10 protein-coding genes are annotated in these 19,961 nt (G+C 49.4%); 6 read left to right on the top strand and 4 right to left on the bottom strand.

All coding sequences use genetic code 11. The features are described 5' to 3' along the window. Positions 1 to 380: 380 nt before the first annotated feature. Positions 381 to 932 carry a DUF5675 family protein gene (locus HMPREF9999_RS00205; RefSeq protein ID WP_009436202.1) on the bottom strand — a complete coding sequence of 184 codons (552 nt, stop codon included), beginning with the start codon at positions 930 to 932 and terminating at the stop codon, positions 381 to 383. Positions 933 to 1,038: 106 nt separating this feature from the next. Next, positions 1,039 to 1,632, bottom strand: a complete 594-nt coding sequence (locus HMPREF9999_RS00200; RefSeq protein ID WP_009436201.1) for a sigma-70 family RNA polymerase sigma factor — start codon at positions 1,630 to 1,632, stop codon at positions 1,039 to 1,041. 374 nt (positions 1,633 to 2,006) lie between these two features. Here HMPREF9999_RS00200 and HMPREF9999_RS00195 point away from each other — a divergent pair, with 374 nt between their 5' ends. The 6 genes from HMPREF9999_RS00195 (at position 2,007) to HMPREF9999_RS00170 (ending at position 14,453) form a co-directional block, all read left to right on the top strand. Next, positions 2,007 to 2,627 (top strand): TetR/AcrR family transcriptional regulator, encoded by a 621-nt coding sequence (locus tag HMPREF9999_RS00195; protein WP_009436199.1) that lies wholly within the window; start codon positions 2,007 to 2,009, stop codon positions 2,625 to 2,627. A 1,076-nt stretch (positions 2,628 to 3,703) separates the two neighbouring features. Beyond that, positions 3,704 to 6,100, top strand: a complete 2,397-nt coding sequence (locus tag HMPREF9999_RS00190; protein ID WP_157049567.1) for a TonB-dependent receptor domain-containing protein — start codon at positions 3,704 to 3,706, stop codon at positions 6,098 to 6,100. A gap of 67 nt (positions 6,101 to 6,167) precedes the next feature. After that, positions 6,168 to 7,637 (top strand): hypothetical protein, encoded by a 1,470-nt coding sequence (locus HMPREF9999_RS00185; protein ID WP_009436197.1) that lies wholly within the window; start codon positions 6,168 to 6,170, stop codon positions 7,635 to 7,637. Continuing rightward, on the top strand, positions 7,637 to 9,040 hold the full coding sequence (locus HMPREF9999_RS00180; protein WP_009436196.1) for a hypothetical protein: 1,404 nt from the start codon (positions 7,637 to 7,639) through the stop codon (positions 9,038 to 9,040). Before HMPREF9999_RS00185 ends, HMPREF9999_RS00180 begins: the two co-directional genes overlap by 1 nt. Positions 9,041 to 9,249: 209 nt before the next feature. Beyond that, positions 9,250 to 10,437 carry a DUF4876 domain-containing protein gene (locus tag HMPREF9999_RS00175; RefSeq protein ID WP_009436195.1) on the top strand — a complete coding sequence of 396 codons (1,188 nt, stop codon included), beginning with the start codon at positions 9,250 to 9,252 and terminating at the stop codon, positions 10,435 to 10,437. 596 nt (positions 10,438 to 11,033) lie between these two features. Beyond that, positions 11,034 to 14,453: a hypothetical protein gene (locus HMPREF9999_RS00170; RefSeq protein ID WP_044062757.1), complete on the top strand. Its 3,420-nt coding sequence runs from the start codon at positions 11,034 to 11,036 to the stop codon at positions 14,451 to 14,453. Positions 14,454 to 14,626: 173 nt separating this feature from the next. Here the strand turns inward: HMPREF9999_RS00170 and HMPREF9999_RS00165 are convergent, their stop codons facing one another. Both HMPREF9999_RS00165 and HMPREF9999_RS00160 read right to left on the bottom strand, forming a co-directional pair. After that, positions 14,627 to 15,235 carry a CvpA family protein gene (locus tag HMPREF9999_RS00165; RefSeq protein ID WP_009436193.1) on the bottom strand — a complete coding sequence of 203 codons (609 nt, stop codon included), beginning with the start codon at positions 15,233 to 15,235 and terminating at the stop codon, positions 14,627 to 14,629. Between the two features lie 208 nt (positions 15,236 to 15,443). Next, positions 15,444 to 19,634: a helix-turn-helix domain-containing protein gene (locus tag HMPREF9999_RS00160; protein WP_009436192.1), complete on the bottom strand. Its 4,191-nt coding sequence runs from the start codon at positions 19,632 to 19,634 to the stop codon at positions 15,444 to 15,446. Between the last annotated feature and the right edge of the window lie 327 nt (positions 19,635 to 19,961).

The following is a 19,961-nucleotide window of genomic DNA, read 5'->3' as shown; positions in this document are numbered from 1 at the left end:
CAAGGTTGAAATAGGGGAAAATAACCTTTTGGCTTTATTCTGCAATCTAAATACAGCAAATTGCTCCCATTGTCGTTGGCAAATTTAGATAATATTTTTGGATTATCCCATATTGTAGTGTGTTTTTTGTCATCTTTTTTTCGCAAATGTCTATTGTTTTGGTTTAGAAGTTTAGAAAAGCAATGTTTCTTTTTGTTTTATTATTGGTGGGGGTCTGCTTTCTTCCATGGTGAGCATGATTAGTTGTCCTAGCGACACTCCGTAAAACCAGGGCTTTGCGAGGTTGTTCTGGCGAGGCTTCAGATGGTTTCATCCTGTGTTCGCCCGCTAGGTGATGTCCTCTTGTGATGGGGTGGTGCTAAACGGGCAAATGCTAGATGCTATCCCTCATGCCCCACGAGCGGACGTTGTGCTTTGGGGTGATTGCGCACGCTTATATATATAGGTATGTGGAGTGGGTGACGGCAGAGACGCATCATGAGCCGGCGAAAGGTGGCCACAGAATTGAGGATACACTCGGGTGTTTTGGCCTCTCCCACAAGGAGACAACCTGCGGTGTCAAAGGGCGTGTTGCCCACATGGATGAGTATTCCGCTAAATCCTGGCACATTGTAGAGAAAAGGGAGTTTTCCATTCCATGGACGTGCCCAAGGATAACGGATGAAATTGGAGAATCGTGGCGAAACAAGGTCAAGCCGCAGGCGATATCTCCCTTCGGGGATTGCCGTCTTGCCTGGAATCTTCGGAGATCCCGAAGCTCGTGTGCAAGGTTCTAAGGTGTGGCAAAAGAATTGGCCGTTGATGTAGAGTGCACCAAGTGTGGCGTTGGTCGTGAAATGGGTGCGCCAAACGGCGAGGGAGACCATTTCGGGTTGGCCTTCAGCAGGTGATGTGTCTTTCTGGCTGAGATGAGGATGAGCGTTTGTGGTCATAGTGATTATGGTTTAAGATGAGTCTGTGTCATATCGTTAAAATGTGAGGTAGAACCTGCTTTTGTAGTCGAAGCATGCCTCTTCCCTTTGAGTTCAAAATACAGCATTAGTGTTCGTGAAAAACTGCGAACTTTTGGCTTGCAGCAGACTTGAGGAGGGAGATTGTCTGTCGATAGCGATAGATTACATTCGATTTCGTAAGTTTCATGCTTTTTGCAATCTCAGGAAAGGTGTAATTGTCGAGGTGCATGAGCACGATGTTTTGGTCTTTTTCGGGTTGTCGTCGCAGACAATCTAATATTTTTGCGGTTCTCACGCAGGAAACATTGTTTGCTAATCGTTCAAATTCGGAAGAATAGTCCGTTTTACTGGTATATTCTTCGGGTGAACACAGTTCCGTCTCGTCAAGTTCGCAAGAAATTAGGTCAATCTTCTTGCGATATCGTTCAGAGTGATTGAGATGCAGTCGATGCCAGATGCGTTGTTTTGCCCATTCTCTCTCCTTCTGAGGTGGGCAGTCGTGAAGGTGTTGCCAAAGTTCGATGAGCGCGTCTTGCCAGTCCTCTTCAAAGTGTTGAGTGAGGAAGGGAAGTGTCTTGGCATAGGCCTTAAGTTCTTGTAGCATAGGTTGGACGATGATCTCAAATCGTTTCGTGTTTTCTGCCAGTTGTGGGCAGGAATCATGATCTTTGATTCTCATGGTTGGCTGTGTTTTGTAGATAAAAGTAGTGTTTTTCGTATCAGCTTCGGAATAGTGGTGGGTGGGGTGGTGGTGTTTTTCGAGACTACTCACGATTTAGCTGTCTAATAGTGCTTGCAAAGTTACGATTTTATTTTGTAATTGCAATGCAAAATCGCAACAAATAAATGATGGCATGGAGAAAGATGCGAATATGAATGCCATGAATAGTAGTAAGAAGTTTGTTTTTTCAATATTCTTTGCGATATATGAGTAAAAATGAACGATGTAAACGTGAAAAACCTTGGTTTTAATATATTTTTAAGTCGAAATTTTTGGATGAGGACTGCATTTATATGTATCTTTGTGGCAAATAAATTAATAACCCTCCCAGTATGCAGACACTAAAAGATCACACCCGACGCACCATCATGGATGTGGCGCGCAGTGCATTTCTCGAAGACGGCTTCTTGAAAGCATCGATGCGTGGCGTAGCGACTGCGACCGGTACGAGTTTAGGCAATTTATACAACTATTTTCCTAGCAAGGATGCCCTCTTTGTGGCAGTAGTTGAGCCGTTCACAGCTCAGATGGAGCGGTTGTTGGAGTCGTATCATGCACTCACGGGCTACGACATGCTCGAGTGGAATGCTCCGGAGAATATCCAGAAGACCACCGAAGTTTATCTAGATCTCGTGCGTGAGCATCGCGACTTGATGTATTTGCTCTTTTACCGCGCGCAAGGGTCTTCGCTCGAAACCTACCGTCATGAATTTATCGACAAGTGCGCTCGTATTGTTTCGCAGTGGTTTTCGCATCTAAGCGAGGAACAACAAGAACTGCGTACGCAACTTTCCGATGCTTTTATCCGATGGCTTTCCGCAGGTATGTTTAGCATGATTGAAGAAATCATCGATCACAACATGGATGAAGCGGCTGCTAAGCGATTCATCGAGGAGTACCTCACCTTTGAAATCGAAGGAATCAAAGCCCTCCTCCTGCGTAATAGAAATTAGAGAGTAGACGTTAGACGTTAGAACCATGTGGCTTATTGGCTGCGGAGGCTCTAACGTCTATTTTTTTTGTTTGTTCCTCTTTGGTTATTCGATGTCTATGGTCTACCTTTAATGCCTAATTTCTAATCTTCTCTGAGATCTCTTTAGTTTTCTCCCATTTTTTAGGAAAACTCTCCGAGATTCTGTTCCAACTCTCCGAGATTTTATTTCAACTCTCCGAGATTTTATTCATCACTCTCCGAGATATTTATAGGATAGTACGAAGGTTGTGTGTTTGCTGTAAGGAGATGGCATACAATCTTCTAGTAAATGTTTACCCCTTTTCAAGTTGTATTTTTTTATTGTTTACATTTGTTGTGGGTTGAGAGAGAAGATTTTGGACAGTGAGAAAAGGGATTTTGTGCAGCGAGAATATTACTAGAAGGGGTGAAATAAAGTCAGTTTAAGGTTCGCTAGCTCCGTGAAATGAGGTTGTGATGTCGATTTCTCCTTATTCTTCTTACGAAAGTCGGGTGGCTGATGAAGATATGTTATATATTCTCTTGTTTATCTGTAAAAATACATATATAATTTCAGTCTAGATTTTATTTAAGTGTAAATAAATCTAATCGAAAAACGGAAAATACCTACATGTGAGTATTGAACACCTATCAGGAAGGATGTAACTTTGCACTCACAAAACACGAAAGGACTCTTTGCTCTTACGCTCCCTCTATGAAGGAAATAATACAGAGTAAATAGAGGTTAAATCCTAAGCCGTCCTTATTCCCATTATTAGTATAAAGGAGTAGAAGACGTGAATAGGAGTTAAAACACAAAATGCCCATCGTTTTAATCGGAGATGTGCTGCGGAGAGTAGCGTTGCATCCGAGAAGAAAAACGGCAAAAGTCAACTAAACATCCCAACCCTAGCCAACCCCTAAATGAGAGGACTCCTCGAGATGGGGATGTCCCTCGACTATGATATGCAAGAATCAAATATGAAAAAAACAACTTTGTCCCCACCGCAACGCTTCGGCACGGCACCCCTTGCCCTCTGCGCTGCCTTGGTGGCACAAGGATTCACCCTCGCTGCGATGGCGAGCGGCGCACAGTCCACCGATGCGGAAGCTCTTTTCCCATCGTCCCTTCCCTCTTTGTCCACCCCTCTCCCCCCCATGCAGGGCACAGCCGAGCCTGCTCCCAGCGATCCCCCCTCAAAGGCGCGCCCCACGGTGCAGTTCACCATCACGCGCCAGGGCACTCACGAAGCCCTCATCGGGGCATCCGTGCGCTGTGAAGGCATCGTCGGCATCACCGACAGCGATGGTAAGTGTGCCATCCGTCTGAAAAACGTTCCCAGCAAAGTGCATGTAGAGGTGAGCTACATCGGATGCCACAAACTCGTGCGCACACTCACCGTGCCCGCCAATGGCCACATCGCTCTTTCGCTGCAAGATGCCAGCCAGATGATTCAAGGTGTCACGGTGAATGCCCGTCGCAAGCACACCTCTGTGCTCCAGCAGTCGGCTGCCGTGAAGACTGCCGACATCGAAAAGGGGGGCGCAACTTCCCTCGCAAAACTTTTAGAAACTATCCCTGGAGTTAGCTCCATCAGCACGGGAGGAACGATTGCCAAACCCGTGATTCAAGGCATGCACTCCAGTCGCATCCTACTGATGAACAATGGGGTGCGCCTCGAAAGCCAAAGTTGGGGAGCCGACCACGCCCCCGAAGTGGACTACACAGGCTCCAGCATGGTGGAAGTGGTGAAAGGTGCCGAGTGCATCCGCTACGGTTTCGGAGCCATGGGTGGTGTGGTGCTGCTCAACGATGCACCATTGCCCTACGATAGCACCCGATTCCACGTCAAAGGTTCGGCCAATATGGGCTACGACACCAATGCGCGCGGTGTGTCGGGCAGTGGAACGCTCGAAGCGGGCTACAAACGCTGGGGCATGCGTGTGCACGGCAACTACACCAAAGGTGGCGACTACCGCACGGCCGACTACATCCTCAACAACACCGGCTACAACAACATCGCCCTCTCTGCCATGTTGGGCTATAAAGACAAGCACATCACCGCCACGCTGCTCTCTAGCATCTACTATCAGCGCAGTGGCATCTACTATGGATCGAAGATTTCCGACCTCGATCAGCTCATCAAACGCTTTGAGGCAGGTCGTCCCGATGCTTCCACTTTGCGCAATTTCTCCTACGACATTCAACCTCCCTTCCAGCAGTCGCAGCACTTCACCGTGAAGGGTGAGGTGAAATGGCACATCAACGATGATCACCAACTCGACATTGTGGCTTCGTTTCAGGAAAATCTGCGCCAGGAATTTGAGAACCGCAAGAAGCAGCAGTGGAGTTGGATTCCGATGCAAGACTTGATTCTCAAGACCTATAAGTTTGACGTGACGTGGAATGCCAAATGGCACCTGTGGAACATGACCACAGAGAGCGGATTGGCCAATAGTTATCAGGAAAACTTTAACTATCCTGGCACCAAACAACCCGCTTTTGTCCCCAACTTTGCCGCCCTCTCCATGGGAGGTTTCCTTTTGCACAAAGCACAGTGGGGCAAACTCCAAGCAGCTCTCGGACTGCGCTATGACTTCCGCGTGATGTCGGTCAATGGCTACACCAGTTTGAGCAACTACACCTACTACGACGACTTCAAACTCTACAGCAATTTCACCTCATCACTCGCGGCGCACTATCAAATCAGTGAGCAGTGGGATGCGCGTGCCAACGTGGGCTGGTCGTGGAGACCACCAGACATCAATGAGCTTTATGCCATCGGTCTGCAAGAAGGTTCCTATTGGGTGGTGGGCAATCGCCATTTAGAGAGTGAGCGAGGCTACAAAGCCGTGTTGGGCACAAAGTGGAGAAACAGCCTGTTCTCGGTAGAACCCAGCGTGTTCTATCAGCGCATCGACAGCTACATCTACGACCATATCGGCACAGGTAAGGATCGTTTCCACAATCACCCTAGTGGAAAATATCCCAAATTCATCTACGACCAAGACGATGTGCGCCTCATGGGAGGTGACATCGAAGCCACCTACAAGCCCATCGAGCCCTTGACCCTCGTGGCAAAGGGCGAATGGATCTTTGGTCGCAACTTGAGTCGCCAAGATTGGTTGCCTTTCATGCCCTCCGACCGCTATGGACTCTCTGCCACTTACAGCAAGACGTTGGGCAGTCGCAAGCAATATGTGGCTTCGCTCTCCCTTTCGGGCATCTATGTGACGAAGCAAACGCGCTTCGATCCCGACAAAGACCTCGTGCCCGACTCACCCAATGCCTATTTCTTGCTCAACGGCACCGCCGATTTTGCCATCAAGTTCCCTCACCATCGCGAGGTGAAGTTTATGATTGTGGGCGACAATGTGCTCAACGCCTTATATAAGGAGTACACCGACCGCTTCCGCTATTATGCCCATGAGCGCGGTGCGAACTTCTCTCTGAGAACGCTCATCAAGTTTTAGACCCGCGCTACAGTCTCGCCCTGCCGAGCCTTAGCCCTATACGTTCTCCTCAAAAGCAACCTCACAAATGAACTCTAGAATACTCTCTTATCTCGGCACTGGATGTTTGGCACTCGCAGCCTTAGTGAGCTGTTCAGACAATCAAGTGGACGACTTTTTCAAGAAAATCGTCAAAGCTCCCCCCTCATCCATCGAACGCGATGTGAAGGGCCACGATCAAATCTATGCCGTGCATGCCATCCTCCGCATGGGTTATCCCGGTGGCACCCTCAATGTTGGTCCTAATGGCGAAGACGAAATCAATGTCTATCGCACCTATCACACTGCTGGAGACAGCCTTTCTCTACCTGTGATGCAGGAAATCGACATTGCCAAAGACGATGATGGGCAGATGACCATCACCACTGCGCGTAATCACTTCGATGTAGTGGCTTCCGACAAAGTGGTCTATGGCTTGGAATTGCGCTACTACGACCAGAATGGACTGCTCATCAACCATCAGTTCTCAAGCTATTTCTATAAGACCGACAAAAACGGCAATCAAGTGCCCGACGAAATCAGCAGTGCGCTCCAAATGCACCAACACTTCTTCGGCATCGGTCATAGTACCCTCGACCAAAATGCGACAGTTGCAGCCGGTAAAGCCCCCATCGTGGAGAAAGGTTTGCAGATGGCCTATCCTCGCACGCTAGAAGCCACACCGCACTACATCGACCGCTACACCTTCCGCGAAAAGGGAGGACAACCATTGCCTGCCACCAAATACAGCGCGAGCAACATCTATGCTCCCACTAGTTTTGCTATAGGCGAAAACTCCGTGGCCTATAATCCCGACATGGCATGGCGCGCCATCGAAAACAGTGGTCGGCCCGAGGCTTTGCAGAGCATCAGCACGCCTGAAGGCAATATGCGTCTTTTCCAAACTGTGGAAGGCACAAAACTCAATGAGCTGACTCCAGAACTCTTTAGTTACGAATATCGTGACACCGACCCTGTGGAAGAAGAAATTGGCAAACTCTTTGTGGAGTCTTACAATGACGACTTCATCGATCCCGACACCAATTTGCCTCGTCAGCGTTATAGCCACACCGTGAGCTTGTTGCGCCAAGAGCGTAGTCTTGATGCTGGTAAACCCTTCGACAGACTTGGCTTCAAAGGCATCTTGCGCTTCAAACGCAAAGACGTTCAGTTCTCTCTGCAAGCACGCATTTGCAACATCCTCAACCGCGGCACTCAGCAAGCTGGTGCTGGAGCAAATGCGCAAGACAAGCCTGCCAAGTACACCAACGTGAGCAACTCTGCCATAGGATATGTGTGGGATTTCAACCAAATACAGCCTGGTTGGGACAATTTCGACATCGACTATCCGCTGCCCATTCGTGTCATTGCCGACACTGACGACGGAGAAGAACAGTGTGTCAAAGACATTCAACGCTTCTATCCCAATGTCAATGCGGCTAATCTTTGGCGCATGCTCTCAGAGCCACAAAGTTATTTCTCTTCCTATCGATTCAGACAAAGCACCGTACTATTCTAATGACTAAGATATTCACCCTTTCCGCCTGTCTGTTGGCAGTCGGATGTCTCACCACTTCGTGTGACGACTTTGTCTTTGGCAATGTCCACGTCAATTATGATGACAATCCGCTAGAGGCCAAGCCCATTGCTCGTTCGGGAGCCGACCATTATGTCGATAGTCTCACCAAAATCAAGACGAACGCTGCCATGGCCAACCCCGATCCCAATGGAGCCTTCAACAACTGGTCCACTTGTTTGGCGATGTTCAAGGAAGGACACTCCCACGGTGACGGTAAGATGCACGGCAACTTTGTCTATCGCAACGCACCTTGGAAACAAGAAGAGTTTGCCATCATTCGCAACAACACCACACAATGGCCCACCGTTGAGGTGCAACGCTCCTCCACGGTCACTTATCTGGAGTCGGTGGAGGGCAAACAAGGACCCGACTACATCCGCATCATTGGCGGAAAACTCAAACGCTGGGGACTTTGCCTCTACTTCTTCAACAAAGAAGGCAAGCTCATGAATGATGACATCCTCAATCATTCCGACGAATACCAGATTTTCTTCACCGTGAGTGATGTTGATGACAAGGGTAATCCTTATGACGTGATGGACTGCCGTGGTAAATGGACTTATGACCCTAAGAGCAAAGACCCCTTGAAGAAAGGCACCGTGGATCCAACGCCCATCAAAGCACCAGCCTTTGCCAATGCCACCACGTGGAAGCAGCGCGCCGAATTGTCTTCTAAGCTCTTTGAATACACCTATCGCGACACCTGGACACACGGGGTGATGGGCGATGGCGCGCGTGAGTTGTTCAACCAGCGTTTGCTCCCACCGCTCGACAAGTCGGCTATGGACTATGCCGTGGCTCCCTACGACCAAGACCGCGTGGGCTTGAAAGGACACTTCAATTTCGACATCGACCTCGGAGAAACCGACACGCACCACGTGCAATGGCCCTATCTCATTGCCAATCGTCCTGATTTCGTCACGGGACAACCAGCGCAATACACGCGTCCCACTTATCTCTTGCCGAAGTTCTATCTTTCTGTCCGCGTGATGAAATGTCCTAAGGGCAAAAAGGCACTCATTCCTCGCGATGAATATCTGAAACGCCACTCCACCTATCAATTTGTCAGCCAACGCATTTGCGCGGATGCCACTAATCCCGACGAAGCCAAAGAATACGGACAAGACTCTGAATGGAAAGAAGTGTTGCGCTTCAACATTCCCATCAAAATCTATTGCAGCAGCTTCGACACTGACCCCACAGGCGTAGACCCCAACGACCCGCTCTACTATTTCATGGGACGTGAAATTGGACTTACTCCCGAAGAGGCCCTAGAAGCAGCACAGAATGTGCAAACGCACGGCATCGGCGGTGGTTCCGGCTTTGGCAAGTGGTTCCTCTAACCTGTAAAGGCTAAACACTGCCACCACACCGCAAAACACTGAGCCGAAGTGGTGTCTTCTCCCTTGGAGGGCACACTTTGAGGCTTATCTGCAAGTTTTCACCACCCACTCTCTCGCGTGTTGATTTGCTAATATAGTATCATAGGAAGGCCGCGCTAACCATTCTCTCTGGTGCCACTTCCACTTATTATAGTCATATCTTTACCACAATGAATAAGATTTTCTATTCTCTTCTCGCGCTTCTCGCCCTCGGATTGGGCAGTTGCCAACGCGAAACTGGACTCACCAACGTCCAAACGTCTGAAACCACCACCGACCATCTCATCATCAAAGAGGTGTTCTACGCGGGTCACGCTATGATTCGCACGCCATCCACCAGTTACGATGGAGGCTATACGCCTTTCCCCGGTGGCGGCGGTTATGGCGATGACACAGATTCTGACTCTCCTTCTGAAGAATCTACTGACCCTGCAACAACTACGTCTACTCGTGCCGCATCTTTGGCAAAGCGTTTCTACACTCGTGTGGATAACGACCAATACATCACCATCTACAATCCTTCTAAGCAAACGCTTTACCTCGATAGCTTGGCGATTGTAACCAACCAAATCGACCCTCGCATCATCTTTGAATTTGCACCTGGCGACAACTTTGTCAACTCTTATTATGGTGTAAACAGCATCATGTGCTTCCCCGGTAAGGGTCATGACTTCCCTGTGAAACCTGGTCAAACCATTGTGATCGTCAATCATGCCGTAGACCATGCTAAGGACTATGAGAAATATCTCGATGATAATGGCGAAAACCTCAAGGAATATGAAGGTATCGACCAATTCCTCGACCTCTCTAAGGCTGACTTTGAGTGGAGTCCCAGCACCGACAAGAACAACAACCCCAATGTGCCCGATTTGACGCCCATCACGCCCAATCGCGCCTTTTCAACTATTTCTGAAGCTGTGGGCTTGGCACTCGTGCGCTTGCCTTGGTCACCTGCCACCTTTGCCGAATTTGCAAAGCGCAATCCCGAAGCTGACAAAAAAGCCAAGGTGAAAAACCCCATTCACTACATCAACGTCACCAACACCGACTTTGCTGACTTCGTGGCTGTTGAAATTCCTTTCGGCAAAGTCATCGACTGCATGACCATTTGCCCACGCAGACGTTTCTTGATGAAACCTTCTAAGTTGGACAAAGGCTTCCTCGGTGTAGCTGAAGAAAACTTCTCTACTTACAACAATGAAAATCTCCTCAAGGTGATGGGGCTCTCTCTTCAACGTAAGTTTGACGGTAAGGGATTTGTCGATACGGACAACACGACCCTCGACTTTGAGGTGAAGCCTGCTTCTCTCTCTCGTCCCAAGGCAGCGGACAAACCTGCTGAGAAACCTGCGAAGTAGAGCCGAGTTTTTCTCTATCATATAGGCCAGAAAACTGCTTTAATATTGATAGTTCTCTATGGCATTTTGCTTGTTCCTTTTTCCTTCTGCGCGCTATTCGCCATAAGTATCTGCTTAGTTCTTCTGCTCTCTTGTAGACCTGTCTAAGCTCGCGCAGGAGTTAGCAATCTTCTGGTCTATTACCCCAAGAGCCTGAACCCCATTTCGGAGTTCAGGTTCTTTGTTTTGGGGAGTTCCTTCCTCTTTAGGATGTGCTTATTGGGTGGGATATTCCTATTCGGATAGCCCTTTATAATTGGATGTCTGATAGTAGGATAAGAACATCCACCTAGGGAACATTGAAGGTAGCCGGTAAAGAAGAAATAATATTATAGTTTTTTGGAGAATCCTTTGTTTTTACTATTGAAAATCACTACCTTTGCAGTATGTTAGTTCATCATACTAACGTGTTTCTTTTTTCCCACAACATAGACGAGCAATCGAAAGATGATGGCGCACTCTAAGCCTTTTTGCGGGCATTATGGTGCTTATTCTCTCTTTCGCCTAGCTCGTTTTTTGTGTTTATAGTTTAATTCTTTTCTACAAATACTCGTAACGTGAAGAAACGATTATCTCTCTTCCTTGTTTTGCTGCTTGTATTAGGTGGCACCATGTTAGCTGGGCTCAAGACACTGCCCACTTTTGTCCGAAAGAGCATCACTTCGGACAACATCATCACTATGACCACCTCTAAGAATGTGGGTGATGAACTCTATCTCCGCATCATTGCTAGTGGTGATTACGAAGTGGAGGGTGTCGACTACGCTCATCCTATAGATGTACCTTATTCAGAAGGTAAACGCTATCGCATCACTTCGCCCAACATTAATGTGAAAGGACGTGTGCTAAGATTGGAGTGCAATAATGATCAGCTCACAGCTCTCGACGTGACAAAGTGCTATTCTCTGGAGGTACTTGATTGTTCAGGCAATTTCCTTTCTATGCTCGATCTGTCTAAAAGCAGTTCTCTCCAACAGGTGTCGTGTGGCAACAATCGTTTGCAGAATCTAGATGTACAGAAATGTGTATTTCTCGAAAGCCTCTATTGCGGAGGAAACCGTCTGACAGCTCTCGACGTGACACGCAACTCAAGCCTCATGGGGCTAGACATATCCAATAATCGCATCAAAGGAACAGCGATGACCACTCTGATGAAGTCGTTGCCCAATGCTACTTCTCGCCTCATCAAGCCACAAATCTGGGTAAATAATCCTAAGCACGAAGCTAACATCGTGAGCCAAAGCCAAGTGGCTATTGCGAAAGCCAAAGATTGGGTGGTGTCTGACACTCATCTTGCCCCCTATGAAGGCACTCCCGATGGCGTAGCTATCGGCTCAGGTCGCATCACTATGACCACACAAAAGAAGGTGGGTGAGAAGATTGTACTTCAAATCAAGGCCAGTGGTGAATTTGACATTGAGGGAGTGGAGCATTCTAGGCCATTTGCTAAAAATCAGATAGAATTTACCCTTACCTCCCAACAAGTAACGATTAAGGGGGATGTGATTCAGCTCACTTGTTCCGGCAATAAGCTCGCACAACTAGATATTTCGCAATGCCCTACGTTGTCGGCTATCACTTGTGATCGCAACGAACTCACAGCCCTAAATCTTGAGCACAATACAGAATTATCCAGTGTCAGCTGTTCTAATAACCAATTGTCTGAGCTGAATGTGACACACAATGAGGAACTCCAGGCTTTGACCTGCAATAACAATAACCTTTCACAGCTTGACCTTTCTCATAATCCCGCTCTACTGACTCTGATTTGTAGTAGTAATCAGTTATCGCAACTTGATTTTTCTCACAATCCCTACTTTACTACGCTGTGGGCTGCGAGTAATAAACTCACGGCACTTGATTTCTCTCACAACCCAAAGTTGGCCAGTTTGGTACTTTTGAACAACCAAATCAAAGGCACCTCTATGGATGCACTTATTGCATCGCTGCCTGCAACCAAAGGTACCCTGTTGGGTATTAGTAAAACAGAGGAAGGCAATGTGATAACTCGGCGACAAGTGGCAGCCCTAAAGGCTAAGAATTGGACTACTTATGCTGGATTCTTTGAGGAATATGAAGGTAGTCTTGAACTGGGGGACGGTCGTATCACTTTGACCACTGACATGAATATTGGAGAAATGATAACCCTCGAGGTCAATGCCAAAGGTGATTTTCTCATAGAGGGAGTAGACATGTCACAAGGAATCAAGCCCAATCAGATAGGCTTTCGTCTCACCGACAAGCATCTCACCATCAAGGGTGATGTGACCAGTCTGCGGTGCTCAGCCGATAGATTGACAGCTCTCGATGTAACGCAGTGCCCTACCTTGGTTGAACTCAATTGTGGTAATAACCGTCTTACTCATATCGACCTCGCCCACAATGCACAGCTTTCACGATTAGAGTGCAATGACAATCAGCTGACTGCGCTTGACCTTGCCCACAATCCCGAACTTAATGCCCTGATTTGCTATCGCAATCAACTGACAGCTTTGAATCTCTCTGCCAATGAGAAATTGACTTTCTTGGCGAGTCAATATAATCAATTGACTACTGTAGATGTGTCGAAGTGTCCAGAATTGAAGACACTTTGGTTGCACAACAATCAAATTTCTACGCTTGGACTTTTCCACAATGCCGAGTTATCCACACTATGGGTGCATAACAACCAGCTTTCTGAAATGGAGCTCGCGCAATGTCCTCAGTTGGCTACGCTTTGGGCATATAATAATCAGCTCAATCAGCTCAATCTTACTGCCAATAAGCAGCTTGCCAATTTGAATGTACAAGATAATCGTCTCCTCTCATTGCAGCTTCCTAGTAAAGCTCCTCTAGACTATGTAGCCTGCTATCACAATAGATTGGCCGATGAAGAACTTGATGCTGTCGTTTCCGCCCTACCAGCTTCGTCCTCTCAGTCAAGCATCCGAATCATTGATCCCACCCATGATGGTAACATCGTTAGCAAGGCACAAGTGGCTAAAGCGCAACAACAAGGTTGGGCAGTGCTTGACCATGAAGGTAACCCTTATGTAGGAAGCGAAGACATAGACTTAGGCACGGTCACCATGACCACTACCAAGCCTGTGGGAGAAATTCTCCGTTTAGCTCTTACCGCCTCTGGTGAGCTTCGTGTCAAAGGAGCAGAACAAGTGGGAAGTGAGACGGATGAATATGGTCGTCAGTTTGCTCTCTACCGTCTCACAGCTCAACAAATCAAGATAAAGGCCAATTTGACTGAGTTGTTGTGTGCCGACAACCAAATATCAGAGTTGGAGGTGACAGCTTGTCCTACGCTCGAAACAGTGGTATGCTCAAATAATCAGCTCAAAAAACTAGATCTTTCTAACCTTTCAGTCTTGTCTACCCTAGATTGTTCTGGTAATCAGTTGAGCCAACTCGACGTGAACCATAATCCTCGTTTGCGTGTGTTCTATTGTGCCAACAATCTGTTGTCGCAGCTTGACCTCTCTGCCTCTACTGCTATGTTGTATTTGGATGTAACATCCAATCAACTCTCGGCACTTCCGCTCCAAACTTGCACTAAGCTCATGGGGTTGTGGTGTACAGACAATCAGCTCACCCAGCTTGATCTCTCTGCTAACACTTCACTCATCCGTCTCAATACTGCCCACAATTTTATTTCCTCCGAGGCTATGGATGCTCTTATAGGCTCACTTCCCACGCATCAGGGCTTGTGGGTTGTGGCAGATCCTGCACAAGATGGCAATGCAATCAATGCTGCGCAAGCTGCTACCGCAACAGCCAAAGGATGGCAGGTGCTCTATACGGACAATGTTGTGGCTGGTCTTCGTCTGCCAATCTCGTCTGTAAGCAAGGACACTCCTGCTGCTGCACTTGGGCGAATGGGGCATTCTACCGAAGATTATGATCTTGCCGGACGTCGTGTAGTCAATAGCTATAAAGGTATCGTCATCTCTCGTAAGGGCAAGCAAGTATTCTCTTCCCATCGTTAGTCGTTCTCCAGTAGACACTGAGGTGTACACATCCGAGTGATTTCTCCTAAGCGTTAGAAGGCTTGGAAATATACCAAAGACCTCCCCACTCATCTACAAGTATGAGTGGGGAGGTTATATTTATCCTGCCGTGCGCTATAGGCCAGGAGGCGTGTTTGTGGTAGGAGTCATGTCTACTTTTTGGTGCTGCCATCGCGTTGCACCCACACCGTGTCGGGACGGTCGGAGGCTTTGTCCAAATGGCTGTTGGAGGAAGTGCCATCATCGTCGGAGGAACCCTCCATGTCGCGAGCATCGTGGTGAGAGTTTTCGCCGTGGTTGTCGAAGACAGCCTCCACAGCCCATGAGAGCACACCGCTCACAGGACGATACAACACGGATTTCTCCACACGCTCTTCATTGAGAATCCCCAGACTGTGCATGGCGGTGAGTAGACAAGAGAGAAGAATGGTATATTTGAGGAGTGAAAGTCCAGCTCCAGCAGCTGAGTTGATGGTGCCCAGTTGGAGTTTACGGAGCACTTTGGTCAGGAGTGTGGCAGCAAATCCCAACATGAGGGGGATGATGATCCACAAAAGGAAGAAGGCCACGATGTTGGTCACCATGCTGACCTTGCTTCCTGTGGCCACAGCGAGGGTTTCGCCAAAGACCGAGTAGGCGAGGGATGCCCCCAAAAGACCTACCAAAAGACCTGCGGTGGAGAGAACTTCGCGGAGAAATCCTGCGCGCCAGCCATTAAACAAGCTCCAGCCAATGATGATAAGGATAAATAAATCAAGCATATATAAGAAATTAGACTTTAGACATTAGAAATTAGACGTTAGGGGGCGCAGACCCGTTTTAGACGTTAGACGATAGATATTAGACGTTAGGCGTTAGAGCGTGAATAGACCTTAGCCCTTTGAATGTAGACTTTAGACGTCGTTAGCCACTCAATGCCGCATGGCTCAAACGTCTAAACTCTAACGTCTAATGTCTAAACTCTAACGTCTAGAATTTGATTCCCAGATTAGAGAGGAGTTTACGCTCCTTCTCGTAGTGCACATCGAGAGAGTGTCCGAGAGTCGTGTCTTTGAGGTTGTGGAACTTCTCCAGTCCTCCGAGCTGTCCAGCAGGAATCACCTCGCAGAAAACAAACTGTTTAAACTCAGGACGCACCAATTTGTTACCAGCCGAGAGCATCTTCCCCTCGGGGATGCGGTCGATGTCGTCGAGGCGGAAGAAGCGGTTGCCGTGGTCGTCGAGGTAAGCCGTGAGGAGCGCATCACCAGCAGCCACGGGGCAGAAGAAGAGCGGCGTGCGCTCGTTGTAGCGTTTGAAGTGTTTGTTGCGCACCTTCTCAAGACAGAGATCCATCGGCACACGATTCACCGTGCCATCCTCATAGACCATCAAGAGCGAACCCTTCTCTTCTCGGTCGTGCACTGCGAGAGTCAGCCAACCCTCGTCCCAATTCTCTTCGTCCATCACGCACCACTCACCACCATCAAAGAAGCGAAGATAAGCCACTGTGTCGATGCCGTAGTTTTCTTCCCAGTTGTTCACCACATTGGAGCGGATGAGCGAAGTGCGCACCTCTTTGAGTCGAGAGAGCGCATCGCCTTGTTGCGCATCAAGGTTGAAACTGTTGGCCGTCGTCTGCGAGGCAACGTCCATGGGGCGGGCCGTCTCTGCTGTCGTCTCCGTCTCCGTGTCGTCCATCGTGGGCGAAACCGCAGAGGCCGTTGGGAGTGTGGCCGACATCGCAGTGGCAGAGTCAGCAGAGTGTGCATGAGTGCCTCCAGTCGTCGCATGAGTGGGAGAGGACAGCCCATCGCCTAGAGTCGTATATTCTATATGAGCACCCTCGTTGTGGCCACGAGCAGCCATCATCTGGCGCACCATTTCCGCCGAATGTACGTAGCGTGTGCTAGAACCTTGGCGCACGAAGTAAACCCCTTCGAGTGCCACTGGCACATCGCTTGAAGGAATGTGGAAAGCCAGCACCACGTGTTTGCCAGCAGGCAGTTGTTCGTCGCGCACGCGGTCGTTGATGCTCACACCAAACTTGCGGAAGATGTTGTCGCGCACATGGCGTTTCAAGCGGTCAAGATCGCCTTTGAAAAAGTTCAAATCGTCGGCCAATCCACAAGCCACTCCCGCATCGTTCACGCCCAAAAGGAGCGTGCCGCCTTGCGCATTGAGCATCCCACACACCACCTTCATGAGGTTGTGAGTTTGCATTTCGAGGTTGGGGCGCATGTCATTGTCGGGGGGGAACACTGTGCTCGTCTTAAACTCGAGTTGCTGCCCTTCGACCCCGAAGGCATAGCTTTGTGGGAGTTCCAGATCTATGTGCAGCATCTGCTTAATCTGCTGGCGAATGTCCTCCTGTTGGCCTTCGAGAGCAAAGCCCGAGGTGAGGTTGAACGAGAGGATGAGGCGTGCCAGTTGCGCCAATTTGTGCGACGAAGGATATTGCTGCGTGGTCTTCCACAAAAACTCATTCTTCGCTTCATCGCCCATGCTGCCCACGAGGAGAATCTCCGTGAGTTGTTCGCGAAGTGAGGGATATCGGTCGATGAGTCCCTGAGCATCTCGCATGATGCGCTCCACCTCTTCGCGGTCTATCTGTCGATTCACCCCATAGTGTTCAATTTGGCGGAGCAACTGTCGGCGCATGTCGAAATAGTGCATCAAATCTTTGTTTTCCAGCATGCGCGCCATGATGTGCCCCACAGAGAGCAGTGCGTAGGCCTTGGTGTGGTCCGCCTCAAGCATGGCCTGATGATCGAGGAGTTGGAGGATGATGTGCACATCGTTGTCGTCCCACATCACCACCTCTTCGCCTTCCAGGGTCTCATTGTCGCAGTCGTTAGTGGTCGAAGCAGTCGCCACCTTCTCAGTGGGTGCAGGAGTGTACACCTGTCCGTCGGCAAAGTCGATGAGAAAATTCTCCGTCACCAGTTTCATGTCCACCTTGGCACTGGCAAAGTCTGTGGCCACGGCGCGGATGGAGCGGACATTGTCGGCATTGGTGATGCGCACCTGCACATCATCTCCAGGAGCGCATTCCAAATCGTCAGGCACATCGACCAGCACCACATAGCCCCCTTCGGTCACTCCTCGGTAGAACTGCCCAGCATAGCCATAGAGGTGGCAGTTGGTGAGGCGGCCTTCTTCCATGAAATCTTGCACCCATTGGTGCATCTTCGTCACGATGAGCGGTTGCGCATTGAAGAGCAGGAGTTCGTCTTCAGCCTCAGGGTTAGCCCAACCCATGACGATCACCTCAAAGAGGAGCGGACGGCCCTCATAAGTGAACGAGTCGAGCCCAAAGAAGGGGTTGTAGAAAAACATGCCCGTGTCTTGTCCCTTGACATAGGTGTCAATCCATCCCTCACCGCGATAGCGTTCGTCCTCAATGATGCAATAGAATCGAGTCAGTTCGTTGGGATGACGGCGCACCACGCGCACCTTCACCTTTGTGCCAGCTTCGGGGATAATCTTGCGTGCCACAGGTGTAGGCGCAGCCACCTCCTCTTGGTAAGGCGAAAAGAGCGTGCGCTCCACATCGCTCCACCAGAGTGTCCACTCCGAGAGTGAAGCTGTGGGAGCAATGCGATGGCTCGAAGGGTCATCGACAATCACTTGCAGCCCATGCCAGTCCACGAAATCTTCTGGGAGCACATTGCGTGCGCCTTCAGAAGTCTGCGTGGGAGCAAGTTGCACCCCCTCGCGTGTGAGCGACAAGCGCACCATCTCCGACTCATAGGAGTGAGGGACGAGGGTGGCCACGGCAGGTTGGGCATCGAGCATGTGGTGAGCCAAGAGGTCAAACTGACGAAAATCTTGGCTCCACACCAAAGTGCTCTGGAAGGGTTCGGCTTCGATGAGATTCCAAAAAGCGCGATCCAGGAGCAGGCGCGCCATGTGGCGCGAAGAAGCCTCGTCAGTGAGGGTGCGTTGGGGAGCCACGAGCGACAGATAATAGTAGAGCATGGCTTGGTATTCGCCTTTGCACTCCGTCTGTCCACCCTCGAGTGCCAAGAAATAGCAGATGGCTTGAACCATGCGCTCCACGAGATGGCGTGCATGGAGCGATGTGCAGCCCAAGAGTCGATTGGCACGTCCAGCGTTGGCGCGCACATAGCGTTCGAGGAAGTGGGCAAAGGCATCGGGGAGGGTGCGATTTTTCCAGCCATGACCTTGGCGTGCGATGAAGTCGAGGAGCGAATCTATGTGATGTTCCAACAAGTCTTTGCGCAGAGAAAAGAGGGTCATCATCAGGCTCAACTTGTGTTGTAGGTCATAGACATAGCCCGACTGATTGAGTTTGCGCATCACCCCCTTGATAGTCTCCTCGGCTTGGCCTTCGTCCATGAGTTGGAGAGCCTCAATTTGCAAATCGTTGGTGGCCACTCGGGTGGCTATCTCTTCGCGGAATCGCTCACTCTCTGTAGCACTGAAGGCAGCCAACCATTCGGCATCTTCCAGCACGTGGAGTGCAATGCGGCGATAGATGCTGAGCAGCGCAATGCGGTGTTTGGGCTTGAGGCTGCGCCAGCGGTCGGCAGTGGGCGTGTTCAAGAGAGCTTTCACGGGCCACAGTGGCGACTGGTTGTCGAGCAGACGGCGCGTGTGCTTCCAAGCAGGATGTTGTTGCACCACACGCTCCACATAGCGATGCTCAGCCGGAGTGCACTGTCCCAGCTGTAGGAGCGAAGACCAGGTGGCCGAACTCACCGTGGAGGGACGATTGTCGAGGAGGAAGAGGAGGCGATTCTCATTGATTTGCTTCACTCTCACATCTATCTGCTGTCGAGGGCGCAGTGTTTCGGCATTGGCCGGACAGGTCACCACGATGGGCACTTGCAAGTGGTCTTGTGCAGCATAGCGCATATAGGCCGTGCTGTCGCACTGCAAAGATCTGAGCACCACGAAAGGATAGGTCTGGTCGGGTTCGTAAAAGGGGCTTAACACCTTGGCCGTGTTCTGCACCAAATAAGGGATACCTTCTTTATTCTCACGCACATGGCAAGGCAGGATTTTCCGTTGTCGCTGTTCGATGTCATTGCGCTGAAAATGATACATCTTGACCTTATAGTCTTGTCCTTCCGACTGTACGATATAATAGCTCCCTTCGGGTTCGTCTAAAATACTGATAATCGGTAGATCGTAAAATTCGCCTTGTTGTAGCATGAGATGGACATTTTAATGAGAGGATGGGGATAGTCTAAAATTGTGGCCATGATCATATTGCGTGGCACACGGGAGTAGCTCTGCTGCGTGGGCATTGCTGCTAATATCTAGCTGCTTCAATGACAATCGCGCGCGTGTAGCTATCGCAAATTTAGTGATTTATTTTGAGGTGAAGAGTGGAGGGCAAATATTTTGCCGACAGAATTGAAAGGAACATTCCGAGTTTTTCTAAAATATCTCGGAGATAGTTAGAAAGTTCTCGGAGATATTCAGAGAATTCTCGGAGCAAATGCCAACCACCTTTGACATTAGACTAGATAAGAAGAG

The sequence above is a fragment of the Alloprevotella sp. oral taxon 473 str. F0040 genome, assembly GCF_000318095.2.
Lineage (GTDB): Bacteria > Bacteroidota > Bacteroidia > Bacteroidales > Bacteroidaceae > Alloprevotella.
This window is presented reverse-complemented; position numbering and strand designations above follow the sequence as displayed.